The organism is Arthrobacter sp. NPDC080073 (genome assembly GCF_040686575.1).
Taxonomy (GTDB): domain Bacteria; phylum Actinomycetota; class Actinomycetes; order Actinomycetales; family Micrococcaceae; genus Arthrobacter.
Genome location: NZ_JBFBKR010000004.1, coordinates 290,723 through 312,054, shown reverse-complemented (window position 1 = coordinate 312,054; position 21,332 = coordinate 290,723). Strand labels below are relative to the sequence as shown.

At 61.5% G+C, this 21,332-nt stretch carries 17 protein-coding genes; 4 read left to right on the top strand and 13 right to left on the bottom strand.

Annotated elements, in window-relative coordinates; genetic code table 11:
* Positions 1–74: 74 nt before the first annotated feature.
* Together AB0O52_RS07505 and AB0O52_RS07500 are read right to left on the bottom strand one after the other, a co-directional pair.
* Positions 75–1,571, bottom strand: a complete 1,497-nt coding sequence (locus tag AB0O52_RS07505; RefSeq protein ID WP_364535528.1) for a polysaccharide biosynthesis tyrosine autokinase — start codon at positions 1,569–1,571, stop codon at positions 75–77.
* Between the two features lie 694 nt (positions 1,572–2,265).
* Positions 2,266–2,730 (bottom strand): Lrp/AsnC family transcriptional regulator, encoded by a 465-nt coding sequence (locus AB0O52_RS07500; RefSeq protein ID WP_234748882.1) that lies wholly within the window; start codon positions 2,728–2,730, stop codon positions 2,266–2,268.
* 171 nt (positions 2,731–2,901) lie between these two features.
* On the opposite strand from AB0O52_RS07500, the gene pdhA reads away from it, so the two are divergent.
* Genes pdhA through AB0O52_RS07485 form a run of 3 tightly spaced genes read left to right on the top strand, consistent with a single transcriptional unit; the run spans position 2,902 to position 6,688 of the window.
* Positions 2,902–4,134, top strand: a complete 1,233-nt coding sequence (gene pdhA, locus AB0O52_RS07495; RefSeq protein WP_364535524.1) for a pyruvate dehydrogenase (acetyl-transferring) E1 component subunit alpha — start codon at positions 2,902–2,904, stop codon at positions 4,132–4,134.
* Entirely contained in the window at positions 4,131–5,258 is a 1,128-nt protein-coding gene (locus AB0O52_RS07490) for an alpha-ketoacid dehydrogenase subunit beta (protein WP_364535521.1), read from the top strand. Before pdhA ends, AB0O52_RS07490 begins: the two co-directional genes overlap by 4 nt.
* A gap of 2 nt (positions 5,259–5,260) precedes the next feature.
* The gene (locus tag AB0O52_RS07485; protein ID WP_364535518.1) at positions 5,261–6,688 is read left to right on the top strand and encodes a dihydrolipoamide acetyltransferase family protein; all 1,428 of its coding nucleotides are present in this window, start codon (positions 5,261–5,263) and stop codon (positions 6,686–6,688) included.
* A gap of 222 nt (positions 6,689–6,910) precedes the next feature.
* On the opposite strand, the gene AB0O52_RS07480 is transcribed toward AB0O52_RS07485, so the two are convergent.
* The 9 genes from AB0O52_RS07480 to AB0O52_RS07440 form a co-directional block, all read right to left on the bottom strand.
* Positions 6,911–8,719 carry a right-handed parallel beta-helix repeat-containing protein gene (locus AB0O52_RS07480; protein ID WP_364535516.1) on the bottom strand — a complete coding sequence of 603 codons (1,809 nt, stop codon included), beginning with the start codon at positions 8,717–8,719 and terminating at the stop codon, positions 6,911–6,913.
* A gap of 831 nt (positions 8,720–9,550) precedes the next feature.
* Positions 9,551–10,045 carry an ElyC/SanA/YdcF family protein gene (locus AB0O52_RS07475; RefSeq protein WP_364535513.1) on the bottom strand — a complete coding sequence of 165 codons (495 nt, stop codon included), beginning with the start codon at positions 10,043–10,045 and terminating at the stop codon, positions 9,551–9,553.
* Positions 10,046–10,307: 262 nt separating this feature from the next.
* Positions 10,308–11,660, bottom strand: coding sequence for a hypothetical protein (locus AB0O52_RS07470; protein ID WP_364535510.1), 1,353 nt, complete (start codon positions 11,658–11,660; stop codon positions 10,308–10,310).
* 275 nt (positions 11,661–11,935) lie between these two features.
* Positions 11,936–12,232: a hypothetical protein gene (locus AB0O52_RS07465; protein ID WP_364535507.1), complete on the bottom strand. Its 297-nt coding sequence runs from the start codon at positions 12,230–12,232 to the stop codon at positions 11,936–11,938.
* 814 nt (positions 12,233–13,046) lie between these two features.
* A complete protein-coding gene (locus AB0O52_RS07460; protein WP_364535504.1) occupies positions 13,047–14,552 on the bottom strand; it encodes an FAD-dependent oxidoreductase in 1,506 nt (501 codons plus the stop codon).
* 193 nt (positions 14,553–14,745) lie between these two features.
* A complete protein-coding gene (locus AB0O52_RS07455) occupies positions 14,746–15,849 on the bottom strand; it encodes an EAL domain-containing protein (protein ID WP_364535501.1) in 1,104 nt (367 codons plus the stop codon).
* A 138-nt stretch (positions 15,850–15,987) separates the two neighbouring features.
* On the bottom strand, positions 15,988–16,806 hold the full coding sequence (locus AB0O52_RS07450) for a class I SAM-dependent methyltransferase (protein ID WP_364535499.1): 819 nt from the start codon (positions 16,804–16,806) through the stop codon (positions 15,988–15,990).
* 9 nt (positions 16,807–16,815) lie between these two features.
* Complete coding sequence (locus AB0O52_RS07445; protein WP_364535496.1) at positions 16,816–18,354, bottom strand: EAL domain-containing protein; 1,539 nt, start codon at positions 18,352–18,354, stop codon at positions 16,816–16,818.
* A gap of 39 nt (positions 18,355–18,393) precedes the next feature.
* Positions 18,394–18,765: an STAS/SEC14 domain-containing protein gene (locus tag AB0O52_RS07440; protein WP_364535617.1), complete on the bottom strand. Its 372-nt coding sequence runs from the start codon at positions 18,763–18,765 to the stop codon at positions 18,394–18,396.
* Between the two features lie 203 nt (positions 18,766–18,968).
* Between AB0O52_RS07440 and AB0O52_RS07435 the strand changes: the two genes are divergently transcribed.
* On the top strand, positions 18,969–19,784 hold the full coding sequence (locus AB0O52_RS07435) for an MBL fold metallo-hydrolase (RefSeq protein ID WP_306959078.1): 816 nt from the start codon (positions 18,969–18,971) through the stop codon (positions 19,782–19,784).
* 51 nt (positions 19,785–19,835) lie between these two features.
* On the opposite strand, the gene AB0O52_RS07430 is transcribed toward AB0O52_RS07435, so the two are convergent.
* Positions 19,836–20,789, bottom strand: a complete 954-nt coding sequence (locus AB0O52_RS07430) for a cation diffusion facilitator family transporter (protein ID WP_364535493.1) — start codon at positions 20,787–20,789, stop codon at positions 19,836–19,838.
* Complete coding sequence (locus tag AB0O52_RS07425; RefSeq protein ID WP_364535490.1) at positions 20,786–21,223, bottom strand: metalloregulator ArsR/SmtB family transcription factor; 438 nt, start codon at positions 21,221–21,223, stop codon at positions 20,786–20,788. The genes AB0O52_RS07430 and AB0O52_RS07425 overlap by 4 nt, the downstream gene beginning before the upstream one ends.
* Between the last annotated feature and the right edge of the window lie 109 nt (positions 21,224–21,332).

Genomic DNA, 21,332 nt, shown 5'->3' with positions numbered 1-21,332 from the left:
GTGCTTCGTGTGAGCGTAAGACAGTAGCGCCTTCTAAATTGGGTACGAACTCCATGTAAAGTCCGCATGAGCAGCTAGTGGAGTGGATACGATCGGGGTTCTCTGCGATTTTCCCGGATCAGTATCGAGTCGAAGTCACTTGATCTATGGGGATCGTCGTCCATCAGAGGGATGGTTTCTTCGGATGATGGAGAGTACGCCGATTCGGCCTTAGTTGGCTGGGTGTCGTGGCTGTAGTAACTGTAGGTGTAGGCGTCGGGGCCCTTTGCGGGGAGCTTGTTGAGCACGACACCGAGGAGGTTCCCTCCAACGAGATCAAGAGCCTTTAATGATTTTTCAAGGTCTTGGGTCTTGACGGCTTGGCAAGCCGTTACCACTACGACTCCTCCCACGTGCTGAGAAAGAACCGCCGCGTCGGTAACCGGCAGCAAAGGGGGAGCGTCTACGATAATGATGTCAAACGACTTCTCGAGCCTCAGCAGCAAATTTCTCATTGCCTCGGAACCAAGCAACTCACTGGGATTTGGTGGTATTTGGCCTGATGCGAGCACGTAAAGGTTATCTTCGCCCCACGGTTGAAGAAGGTCGTTCAGGTCCGCATCTCCAACGAGTGCAGTTGTCAACCCGGCGCTGCGATCGAGGCCCAGATACTCATTGACACGGGGCCTACGAAGGTCTGCGTCGATTAGGCAAACCGTGCTTCCAGCTTGGGATAGCGAAATGGCCAGATTGGTAGCGGTTGTGCTCTTGCCTTCTCCTGGAAGGGATGAAGTGACAAGTATGGACTTGGCGCCGCCCGATACGTTTGCGAATTGAAGATTCGTCCTCAACTGGCGAAAAGACTCAGCCCGGGGACTCTGATGAGGGGTCTGTGTCAGCAGTGGCTTCTTCGCGGCATCCTGAGTGAAGGAAATGGCGCCCAGAAGGGAAGCCGCCGTCACCTTTCGCAGATCAGCCTCGCCTCGAATTTTGGTATCCATCCGAGTCCGTAACACTGCGGTAGCAAAGCCAACTACGGCGCCTATGAAGAATCCAAGAAACAGGTTGAGCTTCGTGTTTGGCGCAGAAGGAGAAGTTGGCGCTTCGGCGGGACGAATAATGGAGAGACTGACGGGTGAGGTGCCGCCCGTCTTTGGCTTCTCCAGGGCGTCTACAACTTTGATTAGGCTTGTCGCGATGGCCTGCGCGTATGCTGCTGCCTGCGCAGGTGACTCGTCTGAAACAGCGATGTTTATCAGGACCGTATTTAGATCCGTAGACGCCTTCACTCGCTTCGCGAGGTCATCGGTTGAGTCACTTCCGCCCAAGCTTTCAAGGGCGGGCTTAAGGACCGCGGGGGTATCCACCGTCTTGACGTATGACTGTACGCGGGCCTGACTGAACGTGTTCCCTTGCTGCAATTCGGAAACAGAACCGGAACCTTGAATTGCCACGAAGAGCTGCGTTTCGGAAGTATATGTGGGCTTTACGAGAATAGATGCTGCCCCGCTGAGGACTATGCCGACGAGCGTTATAGCGACGATTAGAATCCAATTGCGGCGTATGATCCGCGTGTAGTCGCGTAGGTCCAAGTTTGGCTCCCCCCTGGGTCGTGACAGGCGACGCCGAGTGGCATGCCTCAGAACGGCAATATTCGTGCGGTCTCGCCTAAGTGTAACCGGCATACGTTGAAGCGTGTTTCCTGTGTTGCGGGGGTATGTCGCTCCGAAGGACCGCCGAATATGCGAAGGTCCTGCAATGCGCTTTCGTCCGCAGGCGGTGGAATCCACAACTCGGGGCGAGCGACGTGCCTTGGCCCAACACGCCGTGGCTTCTCAGCTGCTCGCAACAGTTCCGAATCTTCTTACTAGGGCTGACTGGCAGCCGATACGTGCTTAGGGAATCCCTAAGAGATCAAAATGGAGGACGCTTTGCCCGGCTATTTGGACATTAATCCTTATCGGAAGGCTACTCCGAATCGTGTCAAGTACGTGGGTTTGCTCGTCTTGCTGCTGGTCACGGTCGGAGTGGTCTACCTCGCGCTCTCTCGGTAGCGCGACGTCCCTCGAAGACTACACCGCAGGCCTGGCAACCATGCTGGGCGCGCTTGGAATCGTCGGAGCAGTCGGCATGCTGATCCTCGCCCTTCGGGTGCGGGGAAAGGCCAAGTTGAGTCGTCCTGCTTGTTGCGCCTCAGCGATGACCTGTGTCTGTCCGACGACTTAGTTTAACGGCCTTCGAGTTCGCACGTAGGTGTCCCAGAAATCCGCCTGAAACACTGACGCCCTACCGCGTATCCAGATCCTCAAACACCAGGAACGTTTGGGTGTCCTGCACCCCTGGCATCGACTGCAGCTGGTCGAAAATGACCCTGCGCAGGTGAATGTTGTCGGTCGCGCGGACCAGCAGTATGACATCGAAATCGCCGCCCACCAGCGCAATGTGCTGCACCTCGGGAATGAGCCGAAGCTCTTCACGGAGTTCGCGCCAGGAGTGCTGCTGCACCTTGAGGGTAACGTAGGCCGATGACTTCAATCCGGCCTTGATGGGGTCCACCAGGGCGGTGAACTTGGTGAGCACCCCTTCGCCCGTCAGCCGAGAGATTCTCGAGTACGCATGCGCGCGACTGATGTGGACGTTTTCCGCCACTTGGGTAACCGACATCCGGCCGTCCCGCGTCAGCTCAGCAATGATGTCCCTGTCCACTTGGTCAAGTGGAACCTCTGCCTGATCCGCTTCGACCTCGGCCATCGCATCTCCAATTCGTCCACAGCGTAGGCCCGTTACCCGGCTCACATTTGCAATTTGTCTTCCAGACTAAAGGTTTCATGCAAGCTTTTCCATGATTCTCCCCAGAGCTGGATACGAAACTTCTCCGGGGAACATACTGGTGACAAATAGTGGATACAGAAGGACGGACCAATGACGATCTCCGCAGACCATGAGGCCCAGGGTCTGGCTGACGCTCGGCCGGACGACACCGAAGCAAGCGACCAAGCGTCCGAAGTGCGGCGCAAGTTCGGCATCAGCGTCGAAGACTACATGCTGCCTGCCCACCATCAGATCCAAATGGTCGACCCCTCTGGTGTGCTCAAGCCTGAAGCTGAGCAGGGCACGGAACCGGGTCACGAATATCCCATCCCAGGCGACGCCGAACTCATGGCAGCTTATGAACAACTCGTCGTCGGGCGCCGCGTCAATGACCAGAACTCAGCCCTCGTCCGGCAGGGTCGCATGGCCGTTTACCCGTCCAGCCACGGCCAGGAGGCGTGCCAGGTGGCCGCCGCTCTGTGCCTTAGCGAAGGCGACTGGCTGTTCCCCACTTACCGAGACGCTGTAGCGGTCATGTCCAGGGGCGTCGACCCTGTGGAGACCATGACGATCTTTCGGGGCGACTGGCACGGCGGCTACGACCCGACCAAGCACAAGGTCGGCATCCAGTGCACGCCGCTGACCACCCAGCTGCTCCACGCGGTCGGAGTTGCCCATGCCGCCAAACTGCGCGGCGAGGACACTGTGGTGTTGGCAATGTGCGGCGACGGTGCCACTAGTGAAGGTGACTTCCATGAAGCACTCAACTTTGCTGCGGTGTTCCACCTGCCTGTCATCTTCTTCGTGCAGAACAACAAATACGCCATCTCAGTGCCTCTGAGCCAACAGTCCGTGGCGCCGTCGCTGGCCCACAAGGCCGTCGGCTACGGCATGGCCGGTGAGCGCGTTGACGGCAATGACCTGGTCGCGTTGCTCGCTGTGTTGGATCGCGCTGTGAAATTGGCCCGCGAAGGCTCCGGCCCGCTCCTCATCGAGGCCCACACCTACCGCATGCAGGCCCACACCAACGCCGACGACGCCACCCGCTACCGGGAGGACAGCGAAGTGGCCGAATGGACCGCCAAGGACCCCATCAGCCGCATGACGGCGTACCTCACCGATCGTGGACTGCTCGACAACGACGGCTCCAGGCGAATCGCGGAAAAGGCCGAGGCCGTTGCCTCGCAGCTTCGTGAAGGCCTGGGGGAGGACGTACCCGTAGACCCGCAGAATCTCTTCCGCTACGTCTTCTCCACTCCCACTCCGCAACTGGAGGAGCAGTCCGCCCTGCTCGCCGACGAACTCGCCCGTGAGGCATCCAGCCAGAAGGAGGCAGGCAAATGAGCCCCGCCGTCACAACATCCTCTGAGGCCACCGAGCACGCCGCAACAGGTGACGTCAGCTCCGCCACCGCCAGTGCGGCCGCAAGCGCAGCAGCAGTCGCCGAAGCCTCCGGTCCACAAACCATAACCATGGCCAAAGCTCTCAACACCGCGATGGCAGACGCCATGGAGGCCGACCCTTCCGTTCTGGTATTCGGTGAAGACGTTGGCCGCCTCGGTGGCGTCTTCCGGATCACCGACGGCCTCATGGCCAAATTCGGAGAGCAACGGTGCTTCGATACCCCTCTTGCTGAATCAGGCATTGTGGGCATGGCCGTGGGCATGGCCATGAACGGAATGCGTCCAGTGATCGAGATGCAGTTCGACGCCTTCGCCTACCCGGCATTCGAACAGATCGTCAGCCACGTGGCCAAGATGCACAACCGCACCAAAGGTGCCGTGAAGCTTCCCATGGTCATCCGTGTGCCCTACGCAGGCGGGATCGGCGGGGTGGAACACCACTGCGACTCGTCCGAGTCCTACTACGCCCACACCGCCGGGCTGAAGGTCTTCACGCCCGCGACCGTAGCGGACGGCTACCGCATGCTCCGCGAGGCCATCGATTCCGACGATCCCGTCATGTTCATGGAACCCAAGAAGCTCTACTGGTCCAAAGACCAGGTGGACCTGGGCGCCCTGCGCGCCGAACACGCCGCGAACGCTGCGACAGGATCCAGCAGCGAGGGGCGCGCCGCCGTTGCGCGTCCCGGCACTGATGCGACACTCATCGCCTACGGCCCCTCGGTCCCGACCGCGCTTGCCGCCGCGGCCGCGGCCGCTGAAGAGGGCCGCTCCCTTGAAGTGATCGATGTCCGCTCGATTGTGCCCTTCGACGACGAGACTGTGTGTGCTTCTGTCCGAAAGACCGGGCGAGCCGTCGTCATCGCCGAAGCCCACGGATTCGCCTCGGTGTCCTCCGAAATTGTCGCCAGGGTACAGGAACGCTGCTTCCACTACCTGGCCGCGCCCATCCGCCGCGTGACCGGCTTCGACATTCCGTACCCGGCTCCGAAGCTGGAGCACTACTACTTGCCAAGCGTCGACCGCATCCTCGACGCTGTTGACGACCTTCAATGGGAGAACTGACCATGAGTGCAGAAATGCAGGTGTTCCTGCTTCCGGACCTGGGGGAGGGCCTCACCGAGGCCGAACTCGTCAACTGGCTTGTTGCCGTGGGCGACGAGATCCGCGTGGACCAGCCGATCGCCGAGGTTGAAACCGCCAAGTCCATGGTGGAAGTGCCCTCGCCGTACGCAGGCATCGTCGCCGAGCTGCACGGCGAAGCCGGCCAGACGCTCGACGTTGGGAAGCCGCTGATCTCAGTGGCCCCTGTTGGCGCCTCGGTTGCTGGTGACCCTACGCCTGCGGAGGAAAAGGCCTCTCAGACACCCGCGGTCGCCGCAGCAGCCGAGACCTACCGGACGGAAGAGAAAGCCGGATCCGGGAACGTGCTCATTGGCTACGGCACATCCGGAGGTGGGGAGGCTCGCCGCACCCGGCCGCGAAAGGTGTCCGCTCCCGCTGTTGCTGTGACCTCAGAGCCCGACCTTGACGAGCTCTCCTTGTCCCGCACGCGGACTCCCGGGAAGCTCTCTGCAGTGATTTCCCCCTTGGTGCGGAAGATGGCCCGGGACCATGGGGTCTCGCTGGACGCCGTGCCTGGTTCAGGGGAGAGCGGACTCATCCTGCGTAGCGACATTGAGGCCGCCATCGGAGGGGCCGCGCGCGAGACCGCGCCCGTTGATACGCCCGCCATTGTCCAGACATCCCCCGAGATCCAGGATGCTCGTACCGGTTTGACCGTGGCTTCGCGCACTCCAGTCCGCGGAATACGGAAGGCTGTTGCGGCCAACATGAGCCGCAGCCGTTCCGAGATCCCTGAGGCAACTGTCTGGGTAGACGTTGACGCCTCCGCGCTCCTTGAAATGCGTGCAGAACTCAAGAAGCGTGATCCCCACGGCGCTCCAGGGCTGCTCGCGTTCATCGCTCGTTTTGTCACTGCTGGGCTAAAAAAATTCCCCGAGCTGAACACTCGGTTTGTCACGGCGGAGGATACGGCCGGCGGGGAAATGCAAGAGATCATCGCATTCGACGGCATCAACCTTGGCTTCGCCGCACAGACGGACCGCGGACTCGTGGTTCCGTCGGTCCGCAACGCCCACCTGTTGAACGCCCGCGAGCTCGATGCCGAAATCCGCCGGCTCACCGCCGTTGCACGTGACGGCAAGGCAACACCGACCGAGTTGGCCAGCGGTACATTCACCCTGAATAACTACGGTGTGTTCGGCGTGGACGGTTCCGCAGCGATCATCAACTATCCCGAGGTAGCGATGCTTGGCGTGGGTCGCATCATCGACAAGCCCTGGGTGGTTGATGGACAGCTCGCCGTCCGCAAGGTAACGGAGCTGACGTTGGCGTTCGACCACCGGGTTTGTGATGGGGAAACGGCTGCGGGCTTCCTGCGGTATGTTGCGGATGCGATTGAGAACCCGGGGACGGTGCTCGCGGATTTGTAGAATGCGCGGCAGGCGTTGCCGGACTTCGTACTTTGCCCGAATTCACTCAAACCGGCAAAGCGTCCTCCAGAAAACTCCGGAAGCTAATCGCCGATTCTAGCTTAACGAGCTGGGTGTTATTGCGCGAGTTGACTTTGGAAGACACTTAGAGGCGTTCGGCTGACTTCCGGATCAATGACACTATAAACCTCCAGCTGGTGACCGAACCGGTTCTGCGGAGATCTACCCAGGGTTCACGCGGGATACCTCGAACCACTGCGTACCGTTGGTCAACGCGAACTGCATCACGGTGTTGATGGGTGCGGAGTAGTTGGCGCCGCCCGCGAGCCGAATCCCCGTGGACCCGGCAGCTGAGTGCACAAAGGTTGTGTGGGTGTCATTCACGTAGACCGTGATGACGCGGGTGCGAGCATTGCCGTCCAAGAAGTTGCTTATGTTGGTAGTTGCGGTGTTGCTGGACTGAAACACGTCGGAGAAAGCAACCGTGGGCGTCGTGACGTTCGGTAGCAGCCGGTTGTCGAAGCGGACGCCGGACTCGGTGAAATAGAATTCCGTACCCGCCAGCCCGGAGTCCCTGGACGAGTTGTGCGCCACCTCCCCGACATGCGCGACGTTGTAAAGGGTTTCAATGCGGAGGTTGCCGTCCGCGCTGGTGCCTGCGACATTGTTGGCGTCAAGGTCGTTGCCGACGATAGTGAACAGATTGCACGATGTGTTGATGCGGATGCCGGACCGTGTGCAGCGGGAAATGTGATTGCCGGTAATGCTCAGACCGTAGGCGTAGATCGTTTCGATCCCGTGTGCTGAGCAATTCGTGATTGTGTTGGCGCTGATGGTTATGTCCGCGTTGACTGGCCCTTGATCAGTCCACACGGCTGCGCCGTCCGTCACGGTCCCGCCGGTCACTGTGTAGCCGAGCGTCGCGGGCTCGGTGGCGGCGGTCACGCCGCCCGTGGCGGCTTTGTAGAGTCGGGTACGCTGAACCACAAGTGAGTTTGCGCCGTAATTCTTACCGCGGATTACCCGACGGGCCGCAGGGGTTGTGATGGCTGCTGTGTCCCCGCCGAGCTGCATGCCGATTCCCGTCGTGCATCGGGCGACCACATTGTTGCTGACTGTTACCCCGAGGCTGGTCTGCTCCTGCGGTATGTATCCGGTGAACTGAATGCCCGACTTCGCTCCGTCCGTGACGGTGTTGTTGGCCACAAGCGTGTCATAACAGCCTCCAATTTCGATGCCGAGGCTTTGCGCGTTGACGACGGTGTTGCCTGTGCAGACGCAACGACCTTTGGCCCAGTCCAAAGAAATCGCGTTCTGTGTGCGGCCGAGGGAACCCGCACCGTCCACAAAGCAGTCACGGATGGACGTATCGTAAGCTTGCCGTCCGTTTGTAATCCCGCACACGTCTGGCTGGAACTGCGCGAAGGCCTCCACTGTGCAGTGATCAATGTGTGCGTTGTCTACGCCCCACTGGATGAGGATGCCGTGGGCCCCAGTGTTTCTCGTGGCGCAGTCCGTGATGCGCACATTCTTGTTAACCACGACGCGGTTAGTGTCCCCAAGGACAGCGATACCGGCGTAGTTCACGTCCTCTACTGTCACTCCGCTAATCCGGATGTTTGTCCGTCCGCCGGGGGCGGGTGCCCAGATCCCGGAGTTGAGCGAGGTGTACGTCGAGCGGTTCCCGACGAGCCGCAGGTTCTGGACTGTAACATTGCTTATAGCGCCAATAACGATCATTCCGGAGCGGGGGACGTTCGCGCCGAGGCTGATAACGGAACTGTAGCCGTAGCCCTCCAAAATAACATTTGCCGCCATGCTGATGGTGGAGGTAATGCGGCAGGTGGCATTGCGCGGAAGCACAACGCGGCCGCCGCCGCCCGCTGACACCGAGGCTATGAGTGCGTTCAAGGCTGGTGCGTCATCGGTCACGCCGTCAGCTACAACGCCGTGGTCGGTCGCATAGTAGGCAGTGGCGTCCAACGGCATATAGGAGGCGGAAAGGTCACTAACGCCTAGCGCGGTCGGCATCATGCCAGGGTTTCCGGCTGCTTCGGCGCGGTCCTCGCTGAAACCTGACAGCGCGAAAGCCCCAGATGCTGCGGTTGCCAGAGCTCCGAGTTTAAGTAGCCCACGGCGTTTGACACTAGCGCCACCCCCCAGCGGCGCACCTCTTTCCCCAGATTCGTTGTACATGACTGATCACAATCCCAGATGGCGTTAATAGGAGACCGTTGATCGACCAGGAAGAGTTGCGCAGGTGGACGGGAGCTTGAAGAAGCCTCGGGTGATGCGCATTCCTACAGGTAAATCGACATGTCCAAACGCTAAGTGCCCGGGATTGCCCTAACCACAGTAGTTATTACGCCTTTTTCGCCATCCATACTCGCTTCTGCGTGCTGAGCTACGTATTTCATTCGATGCGACTTACCGCGAACACTCGCGGCAGAGGTAGTGGATCCACACACTATTTGACAATATTTGGCGTGCGATAGTACATCCGCAAGGTTTGGCCGTGAAATCAAAAAGGCGGTCTGACGTGGCACTACGTCGAACGAACTGTGGTGACCTGGGTTACTCCATGCGGGGATCCGGGTTATAAGGTCCGAATTTTCCCAAGAAACAAGTACCGCCCGTTTAGGGTTTGAATTACTAAGGTGGCTTATCAAAATTTAGCAAATCTTATGGACGGCATCGGCCGATCGTCCACGCCAGCAGGCCGGCGGTGGAATCTTCTTATGGGCCGCACCTCGATACGATTATTCGAGTTCTTTTATAAAGGAGCTGGAGGAATTCACTTTTAGTTCAGAGAATGCTATTTCCACGACACTCCTGTGACTGTGCTCTTCTGGGAAGCCTGACTCAGCAGCCCGGGTGGATCGCGACCTTGACGAAGGCAGCGGTTTGGTAGAGGTACTGGTAAGCCCAGGAAATCAGCGGCAAGCCCCTCCGGTCAGCGACCATGTGCAGGTCTCCTTCGTAACAGCGGCTGACGATCACCCGGGCCCTGGTCACATGGAATTGGGCGGTCAGGACGTTCGCGCTCTTCCACCCATACTGGTCCGAGAGGTCTTTTAGCGCCCTTGCTTCGCCCTGCGTGGTGAACGGATCGGGGTGGAAGCAGATAACCCGGTACGCGCGCTGGGCGCCGCATATGTCCGCTGTGTATCTGCCGTGTTGATCCACTGGACTTGAGACCGCAAGGGTGGGCGCATACCCCTGCTGCATAAGCCTTTCGGCGTAAACCATGCGCTGATCCGGCGGCCCCAGCACGAACAGCACATCGGCGTGCTTCGGCTCGTCCGCAGGCGGCGCCACGTACAGAAATATGCCGGCAACGGCCCAGACGACTGCCATGGCCGCAAGGACAGCAAACAACCGAAAAAACAGGCGCCTCTTTCGGGTGGGCGGTGTGGCCTGTGTTTTGTGATCGCGGAGAAGAGTCATACCGTCCTCTAACCAATGCGGGATGTGGGCGGCAGCGCTGCACTGGATCCAAGACTACTACTAGCTGCTGACACAGAGACCGATCGGCATGCTCATGCAAGAACAACCCAAGGCACGACGTTGTCGCCTTCATCGCTCAACGTTGCTTCCTTGGACAGGGTCTGAAGCGTCGTCATCCCGAGGCCGGGGCGGATCTGGCCTTGGAGCCGCCGGGGGAACAGATGCTTATGTGAAGGGCTCCGGTCTCGGCCGCCGCTCGTTTCGGGTGCTGGTCTTGGGCCGACATTTCGACCCGGACATGGCTTCGTTCACCGTGGCGGATGGCGTTCGTGAAGCCTTCCGAGAGTACCTCGATCACAGCGTCAGCCCTGGCAGGGTCCTCGTCGCACAACGCCCACACATCAGGGTCAATGTCGCATGCCAGCTTCAGCACGCGCCCCCAGGTACTCAGCAGGTCCTGGATACTCGATGCTGCGCTCCCTGGTTGCCCGGGCGTCTCGTCCAAGATCTCGCTCTGAGCAGTAGCCACGGCACGCGTCAGGATGTCCCTGACGCGTTGCGGGCCAAAATCCTCTTCTGGATCCTTCCCTCCGGGGGCACTCAGGGCTAGGGCGCTCGAAACCAGGTTTCCCTGGAGGTTGTTGTGCAGAATCCTGGCGACTCTCCGGCGGGTGTGGAGCAGCTTTTGGCGCGCGCGGTCGGCTAGCTTGAGTTGCTCGTTGAGCGAGCGTGCTAGCCTGACTTCGTGCCGCCGTCGTTGGCGTTCGGTAGCTCGAAGAACCGCAACTGTGAGCGCGGTGAGCGGATAGGCCCAAACGGCGGCCCAGTAGAAGAACGGGGTATAGCCGAACGCGCCCTGCAGTAGGCAGGTCACCGACGCGGAAACCGCGGCGGTGGCCGCGTAGCAGAGGGCCATCGCGGAAATTCGCCATAGTGAACTGGTAATCCTGCCCACCGTACGGGCCGTCGCGGCGTTCCCGAGGAGCAGGATTACCCCTCCGATAACCGACTGAGCCAGCAGGAAGAGGACGCCGTATTCCGCCAGCAGACGGACTGCAATGAGTGACGTAAAGAGCAGGACAGGCAATCCGACCGGCGCGGCCCGGATCAAAGGCGTGAGTCCCTCAAAGCGTTCTGCGGAGGAAAGCGGCCGAGGAGGGGCCGTCTCATGCGGCCAGGGTGTGTGGTCGTGGAAGAGTTGGTGGCTCATCGGGCGGACGACCTCATCCGAGATCGTCCGCAGCAGGCGTGAGGCCTCGGTTCTGTCCAGGGTTGTCGTCATCCGGGCGTCGAGTACCGCGTCAAGACGTGTGGAGAGTTCGGCGCCATAGTCGGAACGGATCGAGCGCAAGCGGTGCTCATTGAAGCCGAGCTGCGCCTCGATCGCAGCCTGGGCAGCGCGGAGCCGGGGTTCGAGCGCGGCGTGCCCGCGGATGGAGTCCGTCAGCATCGCGATAGCAGAGAGGAAGACCAGGGCCGGCCCGATGTTGATGTATTGCGACCGGGTTCGCTGCCGCCTACTCATGGGTGGCGCGGCTGACCACTCAATTTCGCAGCGAACACCACTCAAATTCGAGCAAACGGCCACCTATCGGTCCTTTTCGACCGTAGGGTTCCGGTTGGGGTAGCCGCCCCCGGATGGTGCGCCCGATACGTCAGCCCCCTGAGATACCGGGCGTTAGACTTTGCTTTCGGCGGAGCGAAGTCTGTGGCCGGCCAAACCGCCTGGCCGGCCACACCATTCGACAGGATGGAAGCGGTTACTGTGCCCTAGTCCATCCACCGAGCCGTTCACGTCGGTTACTCCTCCTTCCCACGGTTGTTGAGAAGGTGCGGGATCTGGTTTCGAAGCATGTGTGCTGCGATGCCCAGAGCTACGAGTGATGCGCCCAGTGGGGCAAGCCCGAAGCGCACGACTGAACCGACGAGGCCTGTCAGCCATATACCGACGCCCGCGCCGGCCCCGCCTTGGAGGGAGATAAGCAACGAAAGTAAGTTGGTGGCCAACGTTTCGAAGGTGACTCCGCCCGCGCAGACAATCACGCCAATAATGAGCAGCCGGTTTCTTACCTGGGCAAAAATGTGTGACGTTTGCAATTGAAGCTCCTATTCATCCTTGGCTCCCGACGTCCGTAGGGATCGCCCCCGCGGGTGAGACGCTCCCCTCTGCGCCATGATTGAGCGCCGTCGATCGAGGGACTAGGAAGGGGGCTCCCGGTAGGCGTGCACCATCGGGTCGGTGCGATCGAGCTCGGCTGCACGTGCACGTGCCGCCTTCTCCCTCCGATAAAGAACTACTTCATTGATCACGTACAAAACCAGAACCACCGATGGCACGAGGATTCGAAGCCACAGGTCCCAATTGGTCATAAAAAGGATCGCCAGGGACACCATAAAGATCGGCGGATGCGCGCAACTGTACCATTTCACGATTGCCTTCTCTCAGAAGCCGCAATCGAAAAAGAATGGGACGCAGAAGCTGACGCAAAAATATTTAGACGTCGCAAGGGAAACTCCTATTCAAATAGGTGCCCCCTGAGACCCACAGCTTGGAAGAAATCTTACGACCTCTCGGCGTTTGTTGGAAGGGATTTTCGAGCGAAGTGATCCCACTCGGTTCCTAAATTGGCATTTGGAAGGAGGACTCGCTGGTAACGACCCGGGCCGCGAAGCCTTCCGACGTCCCGTGCGGGGGACTAGGATGCCGGAATGAAAGTTACGTTGCTCCGTGGGGAGGGCGATGGCTGGCCCGATTGCCCGCATCAATTCGTCGGTCGCTGCAATAATTGCCGGGATGCTGACCGAAATTCCAGTGGTGAACCGGGTGGCCGTGAGCCCGTAGGCCCCCGCGAATCGTCGGAGTCCAGCAATACCTTCGGCGATCGCCCTTCACGTCCGACGCCGATGCCCCCTACTGCAGCTTGAACAGATTGTGCGTCGCCGGGCCCTCCAGCAGCTTTCCCGCGGCGGAGTAACGCGAGCCATGCAGCGGGCAGTCCCAGGTCTTTTCGGCGTCGTTCCAGTGCAGGATCCCGCCCAGGTGCGCGCATTCCGCTGACACCCTGCACACCACTCCGTCCACCGTGCAGACGGCCGCGGGCTTCCCGTGGAAGAGCCCCGTGACGCCCGTTCCCTCGGCGGGGTTGGTTTCCTCGGTGATGGTCGGCTTCTCCTTCAGGGCTGCCTTGTCCCGGAAGTTCTGCTGCTGTGTCTCCACGTTGTACGAAATCGTCGATGCTGCCCCGCGTGGACCCGTGAGCCGGCGGTGGATCGTGTGGGCCCACTCCAGCTTTTCGCCACGGATATCGGCCGCGATGTCCAGCGCCGCCGCAACACCATTTGTCATGCCCCACTTGTTGTAGCCGGTGCCGAAGAAAATCTTCCCGTGGCCACGGGGGAACCTGCCGAAGAACGGCATGAGATTGGCGGCCTGGTAGTCCTGGGCTGCCCACGTGTGTGTGACCTCGGCACCCGGATAGTGCTGTCGGGCCCAGCCGAGCAGCTCATCCACATGGGCCTGCGTCGACGGCGCCCGGCCACCCGGATGCCCGAAGCCGCCCACCAGAAGCAACGCACCGCCGTCGGGCATTGGATAGTCCCTCAGGGAGCGGGTGGGCGGCTCAACGGAAAGGTACATCCCCGGCGGCGGGCTCATGCCTTCCGGCAGCCGCAGCGCGGCGGCGTACGAACGATTCGTCCGCAGCTTCGCGAAGTAGAGCCCGCGGTTCAGGATGGGTGTCCCGGTGGCGAGCACAACGTTGCGGGCGCGGACCTCGCCCTTCCTGGTGACCACCGTCATGGGATCGCCGTTGCGGATGTTCATGACACGGATACCCTCCACGATGCTGCCGCCGGCAGCCCGGACATCCGCAGCCAGCGCATCCAAGACGTCCATCGGGTTGAATTGGGCCTGCTTCGCAAGCCGCAAGGCGTCGTCGACGTCGAACGGCAGCCCCGTCTCACGGGTGGACTTGACGTTGAGTCCCGCAGCCCGGGCCATGAAGGCTTCCGCACGGAGCCGATCCGCGCCGGCCGGGGTGGTGGCGAACGTGTAAGCATCCCGATACTGGAAAGGCACACCCCGCTCCTCGAGATAGGCGAGCAACCACTTCTGGGCTGCCCGGTTCGCGTCAACGTAGGCGCGGACCACGTTCACCGAATACTGGTCCCGAAGCCTGGACAGCGTGGTGCCCTGCAACAGGGTCAGCTTGGCCGTGGTGTTCCCGGTGTTGACCGCCCCGATATGTCGGGCCTCGAGGACCAGCACATTGCTCCCGGTCCGTGCCAGCATGAGTGCCGTGGCCAAGCCCGTGATTCCGGCGCCGACCACGACGGTGTCGTAACTGTTCCCCGGCGTGAATTCATCGGGGCTCGCGGTTGCGGAAACCTCGCGCGCGTCTAGCCACAAAGAAGTCATAGCGGTCCCACGTCCCTTCAGCCGGACGCGGTCCACACCGGAAGTAGCGCGGCGGCGGCCCGGTAGTGCCAGAGAATCAGATGACCGCAGCAGAAGCAAGAGGGGAGCGCACCGAGGAATTGGCACGCTCCTGGCACAGCCTGATGAAGGGTTTGATCATCCGAGGCGCTTCACTGCTGAGGGGCCAAGTCAGTCAGGTCAGGTTCAACCAGCTCCGCAGGTTCCTGCCGCGACCGCCGGGGGAGGCGAGATGCCTGGCACGCCCGCTCCACTTGGCCCATTCGCGGGGCTGGACCGAGGGCCGCCCCAGGTGATAACCCTGACCGATCGTCACTCCCAGGCCTTTGAGGGTGGCGAGTTCGGCCTCGGTTTCGATGCGTTGGGCGGTCAGGACCGCACCGATCTTTCGCGCGAACCCGACCTCCGCCTCCACGAGTTCCTGCCGGAGGGGATCCTGGTTGAGGGCTGCAGTCAGACTCCAATCCAGCTTGATCATTTCCGGCTTGAGCCGAAGAATATGGCTGGCCCCGGCGAAGAAGGAACCGGTATTTTCGATGGACAGGCGCATGCCGGCACTGCGCAGCGGAGCCACCGCCGCGTCGAGCGAAGCGGCCTGGTCCGGGGGGAACTTTCCGGAGACTTCAAGGATCATCCGGGCGGGCGCCACCGGAGTTTGCTCGAAAAGCACGGGAAGGCGGGGATCCAGGCAGACCGCCTCGGAAAGCTTCAACGCGACGAAAAGGTGGGGCGGCAGATCCAGCGCGGCCGTAAGCCCGGACTCCAATGCCGCAAATTCAAGATCCGTTCGGAGTCCCGTGTCCTCGGCTTCCGTGAACCAGAAATCGGCAGGGTCCCCGCTGTCGCTGACGAAACGCGTCAAAGCCTCGGCACCGACGACGGTGGCCGTGGTGAGGTCGAAAACCGGCTGGAAGGCGGTCATCAGCATCCGGTCCCTGAGGACCGCCTCGAGCCGCGGGCTGCTGGGGTCCTGGCTGCTTGGATCGCCTTGCGGGGCTGGGTTGTCTTGAGGGGCTGGGTCGGGCTGGCTTGGCTGTTCCGACCTGAGCGAAGTCAAGTGCGCCAACAACGCCTCTTCCGGATGCCCGGGGTGGGCGGCTATGTGCTGGCGAAGTTGCTCACGCACCGCATCCGTTGCCTGCGAAGAGTCCGACAACACCTCATCGATGATTTCCAGGACTTGGCGGCGCAGCCCACGCAACTGCTTGACGGGCGGCTCCACAGTCTCCGGACGGGCCCGCATCCCGGCGTTGTTCAAAGACGGTTTCCGCTTCGACATGAAATTATTCCTTTGCCTTTAGCTCCGGCTGAGCCCGGACCTGCAAACTAAGGGAATACTACCGCCAAACAAACCGGACGGTCCGGATTGAAATGAAATCTTCACGGGGACGTAACGTGCGGTGCGCACGGGATGCAGTTACGCCCCTCCGTGTTCTGTTCCGGAATCTTCCGCGCCTGACAGAAGCGCGTAATATCCCGGAACCCACTGCGGAAGACCGCTCGCGTTCATCGGGACCACTTCGATGTTAACCGGGCCGTCCGCAATCAACTGCCAGTCCGAATCCGAAAATACGCCGTGCCGTTCCCTGGCACCGAAATGCCCGGGCCGGGGAAGGTTCTCCAAGGCGCGCCGCAGCTGCACGGGCATGCTCTGCCGGGTGGCGCCGAGCTGAGTCAGGTAACCGAGGCTATTTCCGCGGAAGTTGGTTTCGGCCAGTAGCACCCGGCCTCTGTTCCCGATGACCTTTCGCAGGTTGGCGGCCATGGCGGCCTGCTTGCCGGGTTTCAGGACGTGGAAGACTCCGCGGACAAAGACATTGGCTGGACCCAGCCGCTCCAGCAGGACCTCTCCGGCACCTGCCGCCGCAGCATCGAGAACCATGAAGTCGGCATTTTCGATGCCTGCTGCTTCCTTGCTCGCCCTCTCGATCGCCCCCGTGGATACGTCGATCCCGAGAACTCGTGGAAACAGGCCGGCAAGCCAGCGGGTGTGGGTTCCGTTGCCGCACCCGACGTCGACTACCGGAAGGGCTGGATCGAAGTGAGCTGCAATCGCGTCGGAGTACTGCGCACGCTCGGCCGAAGAGTCCGAGTCCCAAAGCACGTCGCCGGAGCGGCCAGTAGTGCGGATTCCACGCCAGTACCCTTCCCAAGCTGCGTCTGGGTTGCGCGGTGCCCGGGAAGCGAGGCGGACTACTGTGGGGACTAGCAGCATCTGGTCCCAAAGCTTCGACATGCGCTAACTCTACAGATGCCGCGCGGGCTGGCGGAGCTGATGTGGTATTTCCGCGGCCGGGACCGGATATCCGTAAAAGTAGCCTTGCCCGTAGAGGCAGCCCATGGCCCGCAGCTGGGCCGCTTGCTCGGCGGTTTCGATGCCTTCCACGGTCGCGTTGAGCCCCGCAGCGAAAATCAGCTGCAGAATGGCTGAAACGAAGTTTTGCTGCCGGGAGTCCGACTCCATGTCCTTGATGAGGGACTGATCGACCTTTACTGTGTCTGCCGGAAGCGAGCGAAGGTAGCTGATGGACGAATAGCCGGTACCGAAGTCGTCAATTTGCAGCCCCACGCCGAGCTCCCGGAGCCTGCTCAGGACTTGTTCCTGTCCGGTTCCCCGGGACATCAATACGGTCTCGGTGATTTCCAGGACCAGACGCCGCGGATCCACGCCATACCTAGCCAGCGTGTGGCTGATGTCCTCCAGCAAGTCGGTTCGAAGCAGTTCGGCGGCAGAAAGATTGATGTGCAGGCAAAAGTCTTTCAGGTCCGGGTCGGTTCGGCTCCAGCGCTCCATTTGGGCGAGGCTTTCATGCAGCACCCACCGTCCCAGCTCAAAGATCAAGCCGGTTTCTTCTGCTATGCCAATAAAACTGCCCGGCATTATGGTTCCGCGCACGGGGTGATGCCATCGGAGGAGGGCTTCGATGCCGATGACGCGGCCCGAAGCCAATTCGACCACCGGCTGATACAGCAGCGCCAGTTCCCCGCCGGCAACGGCGGTGCGTAGTTCGGCCGTTATTCGGGACCGTTCCTGGACTGCGTCAAGCATCTCCGGCTGGAATAGCTGGACATTGTTCCGGCCCCGCGCCTTTGCCTGATACATGGCAATGTCGGCATCGCGCATCAGCGCCTCCGCCCGGTACCCCGGCTTGCCGACGCAAACGCCGATGCTCGCCATCGCCCAAACCGTTTCTATCCCGATACACATGCTGTCCTGCAGATACTCCGATGCGCGGTGCGCAATTCGAATGATCTCCTCTTCCGTGGCTGAGGTAACGAGGATGGCAAACTCATCCCCGCCCAGGCGGGCCACGGTATCCTGCGGCCTGACGGCCGCGCGGAGACGTTTGGCAACCTCCACCAGCACGGCGTCACCGGCGCTATGGCCCAGGATGTCATTGACGGCCTTGAATGAGTCCAGATCCAGGAGCAACACGGCCGGGGCTCTTCCGCCGTCCGTGCAGGACAGGATCGCTTCCTGGATCCGCTCGGTAAGCAGCGTCCTGTTTGCAAGTCCGGTGAGGGCATCTGTCTTGGCCATCTGTTCCAGCTCAACCTGTGTCCGCCGCAGCATCGCCGTGCGAGCGGCCACGCGCTCTTCGAGTTCCGAATGAATGTAGCCCAGTTCTTCTGCGAGCAGGTTGACTCCCGTGATGACAGCATCAATGTCATCCCGATGCTCCGAAGGCTTAATGCGTGCGTCCAGATCGCCGGCAGCCAATCGGACAACGCCGTCAACCAACTGCTGCAGGCGCGGGTCCTCAACGCTTTCTGTCGAGGTCACGTAATCCCTGCGGGCAGAAGCGGGAAACACAGCCGGGGCTCACACGCCCGCATTGAGCCAGTCCAGGGCCTCGCTGCGCGATGTGAAAAAACGGGTCGGGCAAGGCGGGATGTGGACTCCGAGGAAGAAGTTCGCCAGGACCCGGTCTACTGGCGACGTACCCAACAAAGCGATGCGCGAAGCGCCGCAGGGAATGGACCATATACCCCGGGCTTCCCGGCTGACGGAAGCGACTGTGGCCATGTCTACAAGCATTGGATGCTGCTCCTGCTGGCATAGCTCGTTGACTTTCGCCATGGCCGCCCGGGCATCCTCAACTTCTATGTCGACCCCGGGACGCCAACGCAGGTGGAGAAGTCCATCGTCGCCTAAAGCGACACTGGCCTTTCCACGGTCCGCAGTATCCGGCATCACGATCACGTCCTCCCCCCACAAGTAGCCATCGCCAACCCCGACAGCGTAGCTTTCCCGAGCATTGGTCCTCAAGCCCCTCCTGCGCATCGCATTCGAACGGCCAGGGCATCCACTGCGCCTTTCGTCCCGATCCTCCCGGCTCCACGTGGGTAGAATCGAGGCCTGAACACTGCCGGAACGCATCTGAAGACGGAGAAACAATGTCAGCATGGCTCGAAGTCGGCCCTAACAACTACGTGTTGGAGACCGAAGGGTGTCTGCTCAACACGGGCCTCGTTGTAGGCACGGAACGAGCCATGGTGATCGACACCGGTTGCGGCCCCCGCCAAGGACGGCAGATCCTCGCCGCCGTCCGCGAAAAGACCCAGCTGCCGCTCGTCGTCGTGAACACCCACGCCCATTACGACCACTACTTCGGCAACGCCGTTTTTGCCGACGACGGCGTCACCGAGTTTTGGGGGCACGTGAACTGTGCGGCGACAATCGACGACGACGGCGACCACCAGCGCCGCTTCGTCGCCGCCACGGAACCTGAGATGGCCGCGGGCCGGGGCGACGCCGTCGAACTCGTCATTCCCAACGCGATCGTCAAGGACCAGCCCGTCCTGGTTGACCTCGGCGGCCTCACCGCCACCCTGTTCTACCTGGGCCGCGGCCACACCGATGGCGACCTCCTGGTAGGCACGCCCAGCACCCTTTTCGCCGGTGACCTCGTGGAACAAGGCGCGCACCCCTCGTTCGAGGACTCCTACCCGGAAGATTGGGCAGACGTCCTGCGGCACATCTCCGCCCTGCGGCACCGCTACGAGTTCCTCATCCCCGGCCACGGCAAGCCCTGCAGCGACCAATTCGTGAAGACCATGGCCGACACCATGTCCACAGCGGTACGGCAAGCAAGGCAGTCGATCCGGGACACGCCGTCGGACGCCACCAAAGCGATCCCGGTGCTTCCCTACGGGCCCGAGCAGTCACGCTGGTTCATCAAGCGGCTCCAGGAGACGCAAGCGCACCACTAAGGGGTGTGTTTGAAGGTCAGCGTTGGGCAGACGCGGGCGGGGCAGCGGCCATCAGTGGGTTCCGGTTTCGTGGACGGCGTGGCCGGCGGGTTCGAGCTGGAAGGTGGAGTGTTCGACGTCGAAATGCCCGGTCAGGCAGTTTTGCAGCTGGTCAAGGATGAGCGGGGCGTGTCCGTCGTTGAAGCAGCTCTCGTCCAGGACGACGTGCGCGGAGAGGGCCGGAAGGTCCGAGGTGACTGTCCAGACGTGCAGGTCGTGGACGTCATGCACGTGCCCGGTTTCGAGAAGGTGTTCCCTCACCTGGTCCAGGTCGACACCTTCCGGCGCCCCTTCCAGGAGGATCCTCCCGGAGTCCCGCAGCAGCCCCCACGCGGCGTGCAGCATCAGGGCCACCACGATGAGCGAAGCAATCGCGTCCGCACGGACAAAACCGGTGGTCAGGACGACGAGCCCGGCGACCGCCGTCGCAATGAATCCGTAGAGGTCGGTCAGGATGTGCTGGAATGATCCCTCGACGTTCAGGCTGGACCGGTTAGCCTTGGCCAACACCCACACCGCAACGAGGTTCACGATGATCCCTAGGATCGCGACCACCAGGACAGGGCCGCCCTGGACCGGCGGAGGATCGAGGAGGCGGTGGATGGCCTCCACAGCCACGAGGGCGCTGATCACCAGCAAGGTGATTCCGTTGGCGGCGGCGGAGAGGATTTCCGCGCGCTTGAATCCAAACGTCCAGATACCCCGCGCCGGACGGGCCGCGAGGTTGATCGCCCAGAGCGACACGGCGATCGCCCCGGCGTCGGTGAGCATATGCCCGGCATCCGAAAGCAGGGCCAGCGAGCCGGAAACGACGGCGACAATCACCTCGATGATCATGAAGCCGACGATCAGCGCCAACGCGACAACGAGATAGCGCCGGTCTGCGTTCGCTGCTATTACGTGGCTGTGGGCATAGTGCTTGGAGGAGTTCCCCGACGCGGCGTGGGTGTGGTGGTGGGTGCTCATTGGCCCTTGGCCTTCTTAGCGGGAGCGGTGCCGGCCTTCTTGGCCGTGCGCTCGGGATGAACGGCGACGGTATGTCCGGTGTGGGTCAAGCCCAGGTCCAGCAGCATCCGTACGTGCGCATCATCCAGACGGTAGTAAGCCATCCGGCCGCGCCTTGAAACGGAAACCACCCGGTGGGCGCGCAGCAGCCGCAACGCATGGCTGACCGCACTCTCGCTCATCGCCGTCGTCGCCGCGAGGTCGCACACGCACAGTTCGCCGCCTTCCAGCAGCGACGTCAACAGCCGCAACCGCCCGGGATCGCCCAACAGCGCGAACACGTCCGCAAGCTCGGCAATGTCATGATCCGAGGGCAGGGCCGCCCGGACGAGTTCGACCTTGTCGGGGTCGACAAGTTTCACGCCGCATTCATCGACAGCTTCACGGGCAACCACGGGACCTCCAACATATGAACAACTATTCAGATGTCAGTATAGGGGAACTGGCTGCTGTAGCTACCCAGAGGCCATCGGGGGCTGATATTTTTCTGTGTACTCCTTCGGA